This is a genomic window from Mitsuaria sp. 7 (assembly GCF_001653795.1).
Lineage (GTDB): Bacteria > Pseudomonadota > Gammaproteobacteria > Burkholderiales > Burkholderiaceae_C > Roseateles.
Genome location: NZ_CP011514.1, coordinates 2,084,601 through 2,098,795, shown reverse-complemented (window position 1 = coordinate 2,098,795; position 14,195 = coordinate 2,084,601). Strand labels below are relative to the sequence as shown.

At 68.9% G+C, this 14,195-nt stretch carries 10 protein-coding genes; 6 read left to right on the top strand and 4 right to left on the bottom strand.

All coding sequences use genetic code 11. The features are described from left to right. Positions 1–40: 40 nt before the first annotated feature. Complete coding sequence (locus ABE85_RS09265; protein WP_067273030.1) at positions 41–1,369, top strand: MFS transporter; 1,329 nt, start codon at positions 41–43, stop codon at positions 1,367–1,369. A gap of 4 nt (positions 1,370–1,373) precedes the next feature. Here ABE85_RS09265 and ABE85_RS09260 read toward each other — a convergent pair whose 3' ends face one another. After that, positions 1,374–2,174 carry a MetQ/NlpA family ABC transporter substrate-binding protein gene (locus tag ABE85_RS09260; protein ID WP_067273027.1) on the bottom strand — a complete coding sequence of 267 codons (801 nt, stop codon included), beginning with the start codon at positions 2,172–2,174 and terminating at the stop codon, positions 1,374–1,376. A gap of 214 nt (positions 2,175–2,388) precedes the next feature. On the opposite strand from ABE85_RS09260, the gene ABE85_RS09255 reads away from it, so the two are divergent. The 4 genes from ABE85_RS09255 to ABE85_RS27925 all read left to right on the top strand — a co-directional run bounded on the left by ABE85_RS09255 (position 2,389) and on the right by ABE85_RS27925 (position 7,885). Then, positions 2,389–4,431 carry a tetratricopeptide repeat protein gene (locus ABE85_RS09255; RefSeq protein ID WP_067273024.1) on the top strand — a complete coding sequence of 681 codons (2,043 nt, stop codon included), beginning with the start codon at positions 2,389–2,391 and terminating at the stop codon, positions 4,429–4,431. Next, positions 4,395–4,862, top strand: a complete 468-nt coding sequence (locus tag ABE85_RS09250; protein ID WP_067273021.1) for an OsmC family protein — start codon at positions 4,395–4,397, stop codon at positions 4,860–4,862. The genes ABE85_RS09255 and ABE85_RS09250 overlap by 37 nt, the downstream gene beginning before the upstream one ends. A 297-nt stretch (positions 4,863–5,159) precedes the next feature. Then, positions 5,160–6,683, top strand: coding sequence for a hypothetical protein (locus tag ABE85_RS27930; protein WP_067273018.1), 1,524 nt, complete (start codon positions 5,160–5,162; stop codon positions 6,681–6,683). Beyond that, a complete protein-coding gene (locus tag ABE85_RS27925; RefSeq protein WP_067273016.1) occupies positions 6,680–7,885 on the top strand; it encodes a serine hydrolase in 1,206 nt (401 codons plus the stop codon). The genes ABE85_RS27930 and ABE85_RS27925 overlap by 4 nt, the downstream gene beginning before the upstream one ends. Here the strand turns inward: ABE85_RS27925 and ABE85_RS09235 are convergent. After that, positions 7,875–8,720, bottom strand: a complete 846-nt coding sequence (locus ABE85_RS09235) for a PA4780 family RIO1-like protein kinase (RefSeq protein ID WP_067273014.1) — start codon at positions 8,718–8,720, stop codon at positions 7,875–7,877. The genes ABE85_RS27925 and ABE85_RS09235 overlap by 11 nt on opposite strands. Before the next feature lie 19 nt (positions 8,721–8,739). Beyond that, on the bottom strand, positions 8,740–10,134 hold the full coding sequence (locus tag ABE85_RS09230; protein ID WP_157522146.1) for a HipA domain-containing protein: 1,395 nt from the start codon (positions 10,132–10,134) through the stop codon (positions 8,740–8,742). Between the two features lie 86 nt (positions 10,135–10,220). On the opposite strand from ABE85_RS09230, the gene ABE85_RS09225 reads away from it, so the two are divergent. Then, positions 10,221–11,093 carry a YihY/virulence factor BrkB family protein gene (locus ABE85_RS09225; protein ID WP_067273008.1) on the top strand — a complete coding sequence of 291 codons (873 nt, stop codon included), beginning with the start codon at positions 10,221–10,223 and terminating at the stop codon, positions 11,091–11,093. A gap of 27 nt (positions 11,094–11,120) precedes the next feature. On the opposite strand, the gene ABE85_RS09220 is transcribed toward ABE85_RS09225, so the two are convergent. Further along, positions 11,121–14,192, bottom strand: a complete 3,072-nt coding sequence (locus ABE85_RS09220; protein WP_067273005.1) for an RICIN domain-containing protein — start codon at positions 14,190–14,192, stop codon at positions 11,121–11,123. Positions 14,193–14,195 lie beyond the last annotated feature (3 nt).

Genomic DNA, 14,195 nt, shown 5'->3' with positions numbered 1-14,195 from the left:
GGCACCCCGGCATCCCCGGGTGCCCGCGGAGGTGACGTCCATGTTCAAACCCCTTCAAACGCGCTGGCAGTCGGCGCCTCGCCCGGCCGCGCTGGGCTTTCTGCTCCTGTGCTGCGCCGGGATCGCCGACGGCGCGCTTCTCCCCTTCCTGGCGCTGTGGGCCGTCGACGAGGCCGCCATCCCGGTCGGCGCCGTCGGTCTTCTCATCGGCTGCTATGCGGCGGGCGAGCTCCTTGCCGCGCCGTTCCTGGGCGGCATCGCGGACCGGATCGGCCGCCGGCCCGTGCTGATCGTCGCCGCGCTCGGCGTCGGGACGGGCATCGGGTCGCTGTGCTTCGTCCATGGCACGGTCGCGGCGGCGGCGGTCCTGCTGCTGACGGGCATCTTCGAGTCCGTCCTGCATCCGACGGTGATGGCGGTGATCGCCGATTCGACGCCGGCCCATGAGCATCGCCGCTGGTTCGGCGTCGCGTCGGTGGCGTCCGGCAGCGGACACATCCTCGGACCCTTGCTGGGGGCGGCGTTGGCGCTCCTGTCGCTGCGCGCCGTGTTCGTGGTGGCGGGCGGCATCCTGCTGCTGGGCGGCCTGATCGCGCTGCTGGCCTTGCCCGAGACGATGGCGGCGGCCGAGGCCGAGCCGCTCATCGCTGAGGAAGAAGAGTGGTCGGACGGGAACGACGGGAACGACGGGGACGACGGGGACGACGGGGACGACGCGGAGGACGAAGGAGAGGAAGGCCTGTCCGCGCTGATGCCCGCATTCCGTGACGGTCGCCTGGCCCGGCTGTTGCTGTGGGTCCTGCTTTTCGAGGTGGCGGGAAGCTGGATCGAAGCGCTGATCCCGCTGTACGCGCGCGATGCGGGCACGCTCACGCCGTCGGGCGTCGGCGCGCTGTTCGCCTTCGGGGCCGCACTGGCCGTGGGCCTGCAACTGCGGATCAGCCGGCTCACGCAGGCGAGGTCGGTCCGGTGGCTGGTCTTGGCGGCAGGCGGCGCAACAGCGTCGGCCTTCATCGTTCTGGCCCTCTCGCCGGCCCTGGCCGCGATGGTCGTCGCCGTCAGCCTGTGCGCCGTGGCGCAGATGCTGGTCGGACCGCTGGTCCCCACCGCGGTGATCGCGCTGGCGCCCGGCACGCAGCGCGCGTCCTACCTGGCGGCCTCGTCCGTGGCGGTCGATCTCAGGGATTCGCTCGGACCGGCGTTGGGCACGATGCTCTACGCGCTGGCACCGACGGCGCCCTGGCTGATGGGCGTTCCCTTCGTCGTGATCGCGGCGCTCGGTCTGGCGAGATCGGCAGGACGCCACGCGGATGCGCCGGCGTCTGCCGGCGCCCAGCCCGGCGTCCCGATGAATGCCCGAGGCGGCTAGGCGTTCAGAACGCGACGACCAGCGAATCCGCGAAGCGCTCCGCGACGAACTGCCGGACCTCGGTCGACTGGAAGGCGCGGACCAGCTTGGGCACCCAGGGTCGGTCCTTGTCCTGCGTCCTCACGGCGATGAGGTTGGCGTAGGGGCTCTTCGCGTCCTCGATCGCGATCGCGTCGCGCTTGGGGCTGAGTCCCGCTTGCACCGCGTAGTTGGTATTGATCGCGCTGGCGTCCACGTCGTCCAGCGTGCGCGGCAGTTGCGCGGCGTCGACCTGGACGATCCGCAGCTGGCGTGGGTTCTCCGCGATATCGAGCGTCGTGGCGGAAATCCCCGCACCGGACTTCAGCGTGAGGATGCCGGCCTTGTGCAGCAGTTGCAGCGCGCGGCCGCTGTTGGTCGGATCGTTGGGGATGGCGATGCGGGCGCCGGTCGCGAGTTGGTCGAGCCGCTTGACGCGCTTCGAGTAGAAGCCCAGCGGCGCGGTGACGGTGACGCCGACCGCGCTGAGCTTGTAGCCGCGCGCCTGGATCTGCGACTGCAGGAAGGGCAGATGCTGATAGCTGTTGGCCTGCACGTCGCCGGCGTCGAGCGCGGCGTTGGGCTGCACGTAGTCGGAGAACTCGACGATCTGCAGCGTGAGGCCGTCGCGGGCGGCGACCTGCTTCGCGACCTCGGCGATCTGCGCATGCGGGCCGTTGGTGACGGCGATCTTGATGATCTCTTCAGCGCGGCTCGCGCCGGAGAAGAGCAGCGCGGCGGCGGCGGTGACGCCGAGGCGGACGAGGGCGGAACGTCGAGTGGCCATGTCGATGAGTGGAACAGTGATCCCGGAACGGGCGATGAGAACGAGAAAGAGCCCGGGAGGCGGGACTCCCGGGCTTGAAGATGCTCGGTAGAGCACACGGCAAAGGTCGACGTCAGGATCGCCCAGGCGGTGCCGGCTGGCTACGAAGGGATGCGCAGGTGCTTATGACTTCCCTCTAAGATTCCCCGACCCGCTGTCGGGGAGGGGACTCGCGTTGAGCAGGAAGAACGAACAGGCGTTTCGTGAGCGCGCGGCCGCCGATGCGCTGGCCGATCAAGGCCGCTGGCAGGACGCAGCCGAGAGCTACCGCGCCTTGGCCGAGGCGGGCAGCCAGGATGAAGTGCTCTTCCACAACTGGGGCGTGACGCTGCGCGAGCTGGCCCGGCCGCAGGAGGCGATCGCCGCGTTCGAACAGGCCCTCGGTCTGAAGCCGTCCTATGCGAAGGCCTTCCACGGACTGAGTCTGGCCTACCGGGACCTCGGCGCCGCGGACTCGGCGCGGATGGCGATCGAGCTCGCCCTGGAGAACGACCCCGGGCGCGACATCTTCCGGCTGGAGCTGATCGATCAGCTGATCCATGCGGGCGAATGGGACGCCGCCCTGCAGCAGGCGGATCGATTCGACCGGGACGATCCGGGCTACCCCGTCGCCCAGAACCTGAAGGGACTGGCGCTTCGCAAGACGGGATCGATGGCCGCCGCGCTCGACGCCTTCGGCCACGCGATTGATGCGGACCCGCGCTTTGCCGCGCCGCTTCAGAACCGGGCGAACCTGCATCTCCGCGCCAGGCGGTTCTCGCTGGCCGTGGCGGACTTCGACGCGGCGATCGCGCTGGCGCCGCAGACGGCATGGTTGGCCGGGCTGCGGCTGTATGCCGCGATGCATGTCTTCGATTGGCGCGGCCATGCGCAGCAGCGGCAGACGCTTCTCAAGCGCGTGGAGGCCGGCGAGCCTGTCGCGCAGCCGCTGATCGTCCAGCACCTGACGGACGATCCTGCGCTGCAGCAGGTCGCGGCGAAGACCTGGGCTGCGCGGACGCTGCCGACACCCCGGCTCGCCGAGCGTCACTTGGGCTTTCCCGCGGGACGCAAGATCCGCATCGCCTATGTGTCCCGCGACTTCCACAGCCACCCTGTCGCCTACCTGATCGCGGAGGTGCTGGCGCTGCACGACCGGCAGGTCTTCGACGTCGCGGTCATCAACTACGGCAGCGGCAGCGACGACCCGATGCAGCGCCGGTTGCGCGCCGGCGTCGATGCGTTCCTCGATGTCCAGCACTCGTCCGACGAGCAGATCGTCCAGATCTGCCGCGAGCTGTCGATCGACATCGCCGTCGACCTGACGGGCTACACCGACCATGCCCGCAGCGCGATCTTCGCGCACCGGATCGCGCCGGTGCAGGTGCTCTATCTGGGATACCTCGGGACCGCAGGCGCTGCGCTGTACGACTACGTCGTCGCGGACCGGTACCTCGTCGACGAGCGCACACGCGGCTTCGTCGATGAGAAGCTGATGGTGCTGCCGTCGTACCAGGCCAACGATCGGCAGCGCCCGAGACCGGCCGGCGGCGATCAGCGCGCCATCGCGGGGTTGCCCGAAAATGCGTTCGTGTTCTGCTGCTTCAACAACCCCGCGAAGCTGACGCCATCGATGTTCGCGGCGTGGGCGCGGATCCTCGGGCGCGTGCCCGGCTCGGTGCTCTGGTTGCTGGCCGAAGAGGACGAGGCCATCCGGAACCTCCGCAGCCATGCCGCGGAACTGGGCCTCGATCCGGCCTGGCTGGTCTTCGCGGATCGATGCGATCGCGAGACCTATCTGGCACGACTCGCGTCGGCGGATCTCTTCCTCGACACGCTGCCCTACAACGCCGGCACGACGGCCAGCGACGCGTTGTGGATGGGCTTGCCGGTGCTGACGCAGGCGGGGCAGTCCTTCGCCGGCCGCATGGCGTCCAGCCTCCTTCACGCCGTGGGCCTGCCGGAACTGGTGGTGGCGACGCAGGACGAGTACGTCGATACCGCGGTGGCGCTCGCGACCGACGGGGACAGTTTCAACGAACTTCGGAATCGCCTCCAGGAGAATCGCGACTCGGCGGTGCTGTTCGACACGCCGGCGTTCACTCGGTGTCTCGAACTGGCGTACCTCACTGCGCTTTCAGGAACTCAGGAGGGTGACATCGCCGTCGGCGAGACAATCGCGCCCCACAGGAGCGACACACCATGGCACATCGGGAACACCGCTATCACGTCACCGTGACGTGGACCGGCAATCAGGGCACGGGCACGTCCGGCTACAAGGCCTACAGCCGCGACCATGCGATCGAATCGGCGGGCAAGGCGCCCATCCTGGGCTCATCCGATCCGGCCTTCCTCGGCGACAGGACCCGTTGGAATCCGGAGGACCTGCTGGTGGCGTCGACCAGCGCCTGCCACAAGCTCTGGTACCTGCACCTCTGCGCGGAGGCGGGCATCGCCGTGCTGGCCTATGTGGACGAGGCCGAGGGCACGATGGTGGAGGGCGAGAAGGGCCGCTTCACGAAGATCGTCCTGCGGCCACGCGTCACCGTGCGGGCGGGCGACGATGTCGAGCTCGCCCGGCGCCTGCACCACGACGCACACGGGCAGTGCTTCATCGCCAATTCGCTGAACTTCCCGGTGCTCTGCGAGCCGGCGGTCCAGACAGCGTAATCCGGGGCGGCTCGTCAAGTCCCAGACGGACGCTTCCCCGTCCGGGCTGTGGCCCGGAACGCCAAGGACGGGCAGGATGCGGTCCTCCGAATTTCCGGGTCCGATCGCATGTGTTTCCTCTCCATCCGATCCGCGCGGGCGACCCGTACCGCGTACACCGCGTACACCGCGGGTGTCGGCCGTGCCGCAAGCGCTGCGTGTTCAGCTGCCTGTTCCGCCGCCTGTGCCGTTGCGCTGATCGCCAGTCCTGCCCACGCCGCGCCTGACGCGAAGAGCCTGGTCACCGATTCCGCCGCCATGAGCCAGCTCGTCGAGGCCGTGAGCTTCGACGTGATGTCCGAAGCCGCGATCAACGCGTGCCAGGACACCGGCGACACCGCCGCCCCGTCGATGCGGGACGCCTGGATCGCCTGGCGGGGGCGCTACCAGATCGCCCCGATGCGCGTGGTGCTCACCCGCATGATGCAGCGGCGCAGCGGCGATGCGCCCTGGGACAAGCTGGTCGAGCCCATGCGCCAGCGCGTGCTGAGCGACCCGCAGGCCTGCGCCACGCTCGCGCGCGAATGGCAGGGCGGCGGCAAGGACGTCGCCGCGCGCTATCCGCAGGCGGGCGCCGTAGCGCGCGCGATCGTGCAGGCCAACCTCGTGATGCCGATCACCCCGCTGCCCGTGGCCGTCGAGCCCGCCCGGGGCCAGGTCTTGCTGCCCAGCCAGGTGATCGCCCTGACCGAGCAGCGCGGCAACTGGCTGGTGATCTCCGAGGAGGCCGCCCGGCGCAAGCTCGGTCTGGTCTACGTCAAGGGGCGCGTGGCGCGCGACCTGCGCCGCCCCGAGAACTTCTATCTCATGCAGGAGCAGGGCGACCGGGTCGGGGAGCAGTTCATCCACCTGAAGTTCAACGCCGAATCCTGGCTGGGCAAGGAGGTGGTGCTGCGCGGGGTCGTCACCTCGCTGAGCCGCCTGTCGATGGACCTCGCCGACGCCGCGCTGGTCAACGATCCGTCGGGGCTGACGCCGTCGCCGCTGGCGCAGACGCCGCTGGCGCGCCGGGAAGTGGCGTTGCAGCGCGTGTCGACCGCGCCCGGCAAAGGCTTGAGCGAGAAGGACCTCGCCGCCGTCGTGATCCACGGCGAGGCCAACAACATCAACGGCACCCGCTGGGAGGAGGACGTCCGCTTCCTGCTGCGGGACGGCAGCGTCTACCGCCGCACCGCGATGCCGCCGGACCAGCTCGACGTCGCCGCGTCGCGCCAGCTCGAACCGCAGCAATGGGGGCGCTGGCGGAGCGCCGGCAAGGGCTACGCGATGCAGGCGCAGGACGACGACGGTCGACCGGCCGGCGACTGGAAGCCCGAGGGGCACGAGGCGGTGCGGCCCTGGCCGAAGGAGTCACGGCTGGAGGGCAGCTTCAGCCGGCGCAGCTTCACCGGCAGCATGATCACCGGCGGCACGTCGGCCACGCACGGCATCCGCTTCACGAAGGACGGCCGCTTCGAGCGCAGCTTCAGTGCGCTCTCCAGCACTGGCAGCCTGCAGGCCATCACGGGCACGGTGGTCGCGGGATCGTCGCACGGCGACGGCAAGGGCAGCAGCAGCACCGGCAGCAGCACCGTCGGCACGGGGCTGGGGACGGTCGGGGTCAGCAGCGGCACGCGCGCCAAGGACGACGGCGCCAGCCGCCGCGGCAGATATCAGCTGGACGGCTTCGCGATCTCGCTGGAGTACGACGACGGCCACAAGGAGCGCCTGCTCAGCTTCCCCGTCGATGGCGACAACCGGTCGGTGTACATCGGCACCGGCAGCTACGATCGCGACAAATGATGCAGGTTCAACCCTACCGGCCGCAGCGGGGCCCCGCGCAGCTTCACGTGATCGCGGTACCGTTCGTTGCGCTGATTGCCGCGCTGATCGTGGTTCCGGGTGGTGTCGCCCACGCCCAGGCGCCCTCCGGCTGCCAGGGCGTCTACCTCGATCCCCAGAAGCGCTTTCTCCACAACGAGGCGCCCGCCGCCGCCATCCCTCAGGTCTTGCCCGCAGGGACGCCCTTGGGCGCGGTGCTCTACAAGCCGCGTGGCTCGGCGACGGCCGTCGCGCTCGAGGACTACTTCGGAAAGTTCTGCACCACCGGTTTTCTCGTGATGCACGAGGGTCAGGTCGTGTTCGAACGCTACCTGCAGCAGGCGAAGCCGTCGACGGCGCTGCTGTCCGCGTCGATGTCCAAGACCGTCCTCGCGCTGCTGATCGGCATCGCGATCGACGAGGGCAAGTTGTCGCTGGACGAGCGGGTCTCGGCGGTGCTGCCGGACTTCCGCGGCAGCGCCTTCGCCGACGACAGCGTCGAGGACCTGCTGCGCATGAGCTCGGGCGTGGCGCTGAAGAACTCGTTCCGGCCCGGCGAGGCTTCGGACAACCAGACCACGAATCCGATGATCGAGCCCTTCACCGACATGCGCGCCTATCTGGCGGGCAAGAAGGACAAGGATCCGGCCGGCAAGGTCTTCAACTACAACGGCGCGGTGTCGGCCGTGCTCGGCCTGATGCTGAGCGCGCGCACCGGCGTGAGCAATACCGACTACCTGTCCTCGCGCCTGTGGGGGCCGATGGGCGCCGAGTCACCCGCCTACTGGATCAAGAACCGGGCGGGGCAGGAGGGCGTGCAGGGGCAGTTCGTCGCGACCTTGCGGGACTACGCCCGGCTGGGGCAGCTGATGATGAACCTCGGCCGCGTGGGCAAGCGCCAGGTCGTGCCCCGGGCGTGGATCGAGCAGATGAGCGCGTTGCGCAAGGACAAGCCCCAGCCCGCGAACGTGCCGTTCTACGGCCTGCACGTCTGGATCCCGCAGGCGGCGGGCGGGCGCTCCTTCGCCTGGGGCACCAACGGGCAGAACCTCTTCGTGGACCCCGTCGCGAAGGTCGTGATCGTGCACACCGGCAACAGCCCGGATGCGGAGTTCAACGGCAACGACCACCTGTTCCCGATCCGGGACGCGATCACGGCCGCGCTACGGGCCGTCAGGAACTGAGCATCCGCAGGCGCCGCGCGGCTTCCTCGTCGGCTGCGTCGTCGATCTCGCGGATCACTTCGCCGAGGTCGACCGGTCCGGTCGCGTGCTTGAAGCGTCCGGTCAAGGGCGTGTCGGGAGTGAGGGCGCCGCTCTCGTAGAGCGCCCAGATCTCGTGCCCGTAGTCGGTGCTCAGCAGGTCCGGCGCGAAGCCGCCGAAGAAGTCGCGCAGGTTGTTGACGTCGCGCAGCAGCATGCGCTTGGCGTGGTTGTTGCCGGCGGCGTCCACGGCCTGCGGCAGGTCGATGATCACCGGGCCGTCGCTGGCCAGCAGGATGTTGAACTCGGACAGGTCGCCGTGGACCACGCCCGCGCCCAGCATGCGCACGACTTCCGTCAACAGGCTCCGGTGATGGGTGCGGGCTTCCTCGGCCGTGAACATCGAGTCGTTGAGGCGCGGCGCCGCATCGCCGTTCTCGTCCACGACGAGTTCCATCAGCAGCACGCCGTCCATGAAGTTGTAGGGCTGGGGCACGCGCACGCCGGCGCCGGCCAGGCGATACAGCGCGTCGACCTCGGCGTTCTGCCAGGCGGCTTCCTGGGCCTGGCGGCCGAACTTCGTGCCCTTGGCCATGGCGCGCGCCTGGCGGCTGTTCTTGGTCTTGCGGTTCTCGGTGTAGTCCACGGCCTGGCGGAAGCTGCGCTGCGTGGCTTCCTTGTAGACCTTGGCGCAGCGCGTCTCGTCGCCGCAGCGCACGACGTAGACCAGCGCTTCCTTGCCGCTCATCAGCTGACGCACGACGGTGTCGATCAGGCCTTCCTCGATCAGGGATTGGAGTCGCGGGGGTGCTTTCATGAATGCCTTGAGCGTGTGCTCATCGGGCGCCGATGGCGGCGGCCGATTGAGCGGGAACCAGAGGGGCGACGAACTCCCAGACTGCGGTCAGGTTCTCGGCGGCGAGCGCCTTCATCTCGTCCGACAGTGGCGCGGCCAGGACCTCGGTCTGGGCCGCGGTCCAGAAGCGCTGCGCCGCGCGGGTGGCGCGCTCCCAGACCTCGGGACGGGCGCCGATCGGACCGACCTTCGGCTCGATAGTGCGCAGGTCCGGATCCACGCCGCCGCCGATGGAAGCGTATCGCATGGGCAGGATGTCGTAGGCAGGGGCGATGCCCTGGTACTCGCCGCGTTCGTCGATGAGCAGCGAGAGGTTCTCGAAGTGGCGGTCGCCGTTGCCGATCAGCTCGCTGAAGGCGGCCATCGTGTGGACGTGGCGGGCGTCTTCGGCCGAGAGGTACTTCGACGCCACGCAGCGCGCGGCGAACTCCGACCAGCTGTCGCGCTTGCCGAAGAACTCGTCATCGACGGCGCCCGCGGAGAGCATCCCCACGCGGCCGTTGAGCCCCACGCGATCGAAGCGTTGGATCTCGAGGAACACGTAGTCGCCGGCCGTCAGCAGTTGCGTACGAGCGGCCGGTACGCCGACCTCGTCCAGCGATCGGAGGGCCAGGTGCTCCAGCGGCAGCAGCTCCGCCATGCGGCTGCCCAGCTTGGCGAACTTGACGATCACATGACCGAGGTCCTCGGTGAGCCAGAGGAACTTGGGCTGTTCGCCGCCGGCACTGGATCCATAGGCCGAGCCCTTCAGGGCTGTCGCCATCTCCAGATAGGCAAGCGGCTTCTCGGTCACCGGTGTGGGCCGGGCCTTGCGGAGTTCGAGCTCCATCTGCAGGGAGGTGTTCCCGAAGACGAGGTTACCGGGGAGGTTGAGGCCTCGCGAGAACAGGTAGGCGATGCGATGCTCGTCGCCCCAATCGTTCAGGCTCTGCGGAAAGCCCTGCGTCCGGGCAAGCTCCTGGGCAAGTTGCTTGCCAAGGAAGCCGGAGGGGGAGGCGAAATTGATGTACGGCGGCAGGCCCTCGTAGAACGTGACGCGGCCGTTGTCATCGGCCGATCGCTCCAAGGTCGCGCCGCCGCTGAGGAACTCCAGCTCCGCAAAAGGCACGACGGAGCCAGAGGCCAGCAGCCGGTTGACATGCTGCCGCGGATCGAGTCCCTGGGGGAGTTGGCGAAGAAGGGCGTACTTCGGCGTGCGGACGCCTCGAATCCGGAAACTCGTGATGGGAAGAGAGCTTCCATGAATAGTTCGAGACAATGTTGGCTGGCTGACTCCGAGCACTGCGAGAAGCTCCGGTCCGGAGCGCGGCCCCTCTCTTAAGGCGCGCTCCAGCGCAGCTGAGAGATCGTTCTCGGAAGAGCCTGAAACGGCCACGATGAATACTCCATGAATAGTTCAGGGAATTTTACATGAATGTTTCGCGGCTTGCTGGATTGGCGCGTTGGGTTCGACGGGTTGCCGTGCGCACACCCGTCCTCGGCGTCCTGCTCCTGGCCATCCGCAATTACGTGCTGCACCAGAGCGCCAACCAGGCGGGCAGCATGGCGTTCTCGATGGTGCTGTCGATGTTCCCGTTGCTGCTGCTGCTCTCGGCGGGTGCGGCCTACATCGGCTCGCCCGGGGATGCGGCCGCGCTGGCGGGGCGCGTCGTGGAGTACGCGCCGCCGCTCGTGCGCAGCGCCTTGCAGCCTGTGGTCAACCAGGTGCTGGCCCAGCGCAGCCAGGCGCTGCTGGCCATCGGGCTCTTCGTGACGCTGTGGACGGCGTCCTCCGGCATGCAGGCGGTGCGCACCGCGCTGAACCGCGCCTACGCGATCGAGCGCGGCGCACCGTTCTGGCGGGCGCGCCTCAAGGTCATCCTGTTCACCCTCATCGTCGGCGGCGCCATCCTCGCGATCTTCAGCTCCGTCATCGTCATGCCCTATGTCTGGGAAGCTCTGGAGAAGAGCGTCGGCAAGGGCCGCGAGACGCTGTGGCTGCGCAACAGCGTGCGCTATGGCGTCGCCTTCCCGGTGCTGGTCGTGCTGTACGCGCTGCTCTACGGCTGGCTGCCCGACATCCGCCAACGCATCCGCACCGTGCTTCCCGGCGCCGTCGTCGGCGCGGCGCTCTGGGTGGGATCGGCGGCGACGCTCTCGTACACGCTGCGCAGCGCGGGCAAGCTGGCGCTGCTCTACGGCAGCTTCGCCGGCGTGGTCGCCACGCTGGTGTTCCTCTACATCAGCGCGACGACGCTGATCTACGGCGCGGAAGTGAATGGCGTGATGCGGCAGCGGTTGACGGCGGAATCGGAGTCGGACTCAGACCCCGACCCCGACGCGGACGCCACCTGAACCAGCGCAGCATCAACTGCACCGCGTTCACCAACCGGCGTTGCCGGTCCCGCGAATGAAGAAGCTCTCCGGCGCGTTGTCCTTCTTCAGCCCACCGAGCGCCGGATTGGTCACCACCACGCCGTCGAAGTTGACCGCGCCGCGACCGCCGTTGTCGAGCACCTCGATGCCGTACCGGCCGGGATTCGTGATCCGGATGTTCTTCAGCCTCACGTTGCGGAACTTCGCGTTGTCCGCGTCGCGCAGCAGGTCCGGGTGGAACTTCTCGCCCGGCGACACGAAGGCCGAACCGAAGCCGCGGAACTCGATGCCGGAGTAGGTCGGGTCGATGATGTCGACGTTCTCCACCAGGATGTCGTTCACGTCGCCCTCGCGCAGGTAGAACTTGAGCGCGCCGTGCTGCCACGGGTTGCCCGTGTTCTCGTTGAACATCGGCCCGCCCGCGCGGATCAGCGAGATGTTGCTGAAGGTCGTCGTCCCCGGCCCGAACGGATAGGGGCTGAACTCGTTGTCGATCAGGATACCCGGGTAGGTCAGCACGTCCTCGCAGACGCTGTCCTTGAACACGTTGCCCGCGCCGCCGTAGGCCGCGAAGCAGTTGGCGCGCCACGGCATCTGCACCGTGTTGTTGCGGAACACGTTGTTGACCGCCTGCCCCTGGTCCGGCGCATTCTTCCCCGCGGGCGGGATGAAGCCGTCGCCCAGCTGCCAGGTCTTGTCCTTCACCCAATCGGTCCACTTGATGGACCACACCACCAGCGCGTCGTCGCCGGTGTTGCGCACGTGGCAGTTCTCCACCAGCGAGTTGGACGTGCCGTTGTCCAGGTTGATCCCGTCCGCGTAGGTGTTGCGGATGCGGCAGTTGCGGATCGTCAGGTTCTGCGTCGGCTGGGCCTGGTACGGTGGATCGTTGCCGACCCAGATCGCGCCGACCACGTGCTCGATCCAGACGTTCTCGATCAGGCTGTTGGCGCCCATCGGGCCGGCGAAGGCCTTCTGCACGCCCTCGGATTCCTCGGCGCGTGCCTTGGATTCGCCGAGGATGGAGAAGTCCCCGAACACGCACCGGGCGCTCGCGCCGTAGCAGAAGAACATCGACTTCGGACCGCGCAGGTTGGTGTGCCACATGCCGGCGCCGCGCACCTCGATGCCGGGGTTGTCCAGCCCGACGTTGCCGCCGTTGATCTTCTGCAGCAGGTAGTCGCCGGGTGGGAACCACAGCTTGCTGGTTGAGCGCATGGCGCGCAGCACGTCGTCCGCGTGGTCCTTGCCGTCGTTGGGCTGGATGCCGAAGGCCGTCACCGACGTGAAGCCCGCCGGCATGGTCAGCGCCTGCGGCACGGGCTCGATGTCGACCAGGTCGATCACGTAGAAGCCGGCGGTGTCCTGCGCGTCGCGACGCAGCATGACGGTCGCGCCGGCGGGGATGTTGTCGGGCAACAGGACGCGCGTTTCATCGAAGAAGGTGTGCGGCTGGCCGGCCGGCTTGTCGACGATCGGATCGCCGATCAGACCGCCCTGGTAGGACCAGCTGTAGCGCGAGGTCAGCGGCAGCGACTTCACGCGCACGCCGTTCACGTAGAGGCCCAGCGTGGCGTCGATGCCGCCGCCGTTCGGGGCGTCGGGGATCGAGTAGCGCACCACCACGCCGTTGCCGGCCGCGGTGGTCTTGAAGGACACGTAGTCGCCGGTCCGGTTCAGGCGCACCGCCTTGCGGCCGATGGCCTCGGCCTCGATGTGGTTCGCGTCCCACTTCTGGCGGCTCGGGCCGAGGACCTGGGCATTGGTCTGGCCGTCTTCGGCCTGGTACTCGACCCAGGGCACGTTGGCGCCGCGGCCAGGGACGGGTGCTGGCGCCGGTGCGGGACCAGGGGCCGGCGCTGGGCCCGGTGCCGGCGCGGGTCCGGGGGGAGGCGCCGGCGGCGGGGGCGGCGGAGGAGGAGGAGGGGGCGGTGTCGGCGAGGGCGCCGGGGCCGGCGGCGGCGTGGGTGACGGCGCAGGCGCAGGCGGGGCGGGCGTCGGTGCCGGGCCTTGCGCATCGGTCGCCTGCAGGCGCCAGCGCTGGTTGTCGCCGTTGCCGCAATCCCATTGCTGGATGACGCCGCCGACGGCGACGCTGAAGTCCTTCACGTCCACGCATCGGCCGCTGTGCTTGGCGGCGATGTTGAAGGCATCGCCCTTGGCGGTGACGGCGAAGCGCTGGTTGGCGCCGGCGACGTAGCTCCATTGATGGATCAGCGCACCGTTGGCGGTCGAGATCTCGCTGACGTCGAGCGCCTTGCCGCTGTTGACGTTGAGGAAGGCGTAGCTGCCGTCGGCCGCGGCGCGGACTTCGAAGCGCTGGCTCGCCGCGTTGCCGCAGGTCGCTTGAAGCGTCTTCACGCCATCGGCCGTGCCTGCGCCTTCGATATCCACGCACAGGTTCGATTGAACGCCGCGCAGGTTGTACTGCCCCACCGGCAGCAGGCCGCGCGGCACCGAGTCGCGCGGATAGAGGAAGAACTGATGCACGGCCTCCGCGGTGAGGCAACTGGCCTGCTGGATCTGTACCCCGTTGGCGCCGGACCGACCGGGCAGCGTCAGGCACTTGCCGCTGGACGCATTGACGATCCGGACCCGGTTGCCATTGGCGCGCCACAGGCGGAAGCGCTGCGCCTCGGTGTCGTTGCTGGTCGACTGCTGGATCGCCGCGCCGTCGGCGCGCGAGGCCCCGGCCAACTCGAGCACCTTCGACGTGGCGGCGCTGGTCAGCTTGTAGAAGCCGTCGCTCTGGACGCTGAGGTCGAAGGCCTGGTTCAGGCCGTCACCGCAGGTCGTCTGCTGGACGCGTCCGCCGTCGGCCGCGGCGGGCACCGCCTCGACGCACTTGCCGGTCAGCGCGTTCATCAGCACGTAGCGTCCCGCGGCCACCACCGGTGCCGGATCGGGGGTCAGGGCTTGCGCGCGTACGCGATCGGCGTCCGTCGCCGCAGCCGACGCGTTCGCCGACTCGGAGGAGTCGGCGCCGCCGCAGGCGCTCAGCAGCACGCTGACGGCCAGCGCGATCGCGGTCGGCGCGGCCTGGAGCTTGCCGAAGCTCGGGCTGGGAGAAGGATGCATGCT

Excerpts from the sequence above, each read along its gene's own strand:
- ABE85_RS09265 (WP_067273030.1), top strand. The coding sequence starts at position 41 with ATGTTCAAACCCCTTCAAACGCGCTGGCAGTCGGCGCCTCGCCCGGCC.
- ABE85_RS09260 (WP_067273027.1), bottom strand. The coding sequence starts at position 2,174 with ATGGCCACTCGACGTTCCGCCCTCGTCCGCCTCGGCGTCACCGCCGCC.
- ABE85_RS09250 (WP_067273021.1), top strand. The coding sequence starts at position 4,395 with ATGGCACATCGGGAACACCGCTATCACGTCACCGTGACGTGGACCGGC.
- ABE85_RS27930 (WP_067273018.1), top strand. The coding sequence starts at position 5,160 with ATGAGCCAGCTCGTCGAGGCCGTGAGCTTCGACGTGATGTCCGAAGCC.
- ABE85_RS27925 (WP_067273016.1), top strand. The coding sequence starts at position 6,680 with ATGATGCAGGTTCAACCCTACCGGCCGCAGCGGGGCCCCGCGCAGCTT.
- ABE85_RS09235 (WP_067273014.1), bottom strand. The coding sequence starts at position 8,720 with ATGAAAGCACCCCCGCGACTCCAATCCCTGATCGAGGAAGGCCTGATC.
- ABE85_RS09220 (WP_067273005.1), bottom strand. The coding sequence starts at position 14,192 with ATGCATCCTTCTCCCAGCCCGAGCTTCGGCAAGCTCCAGGCCGCGCCG.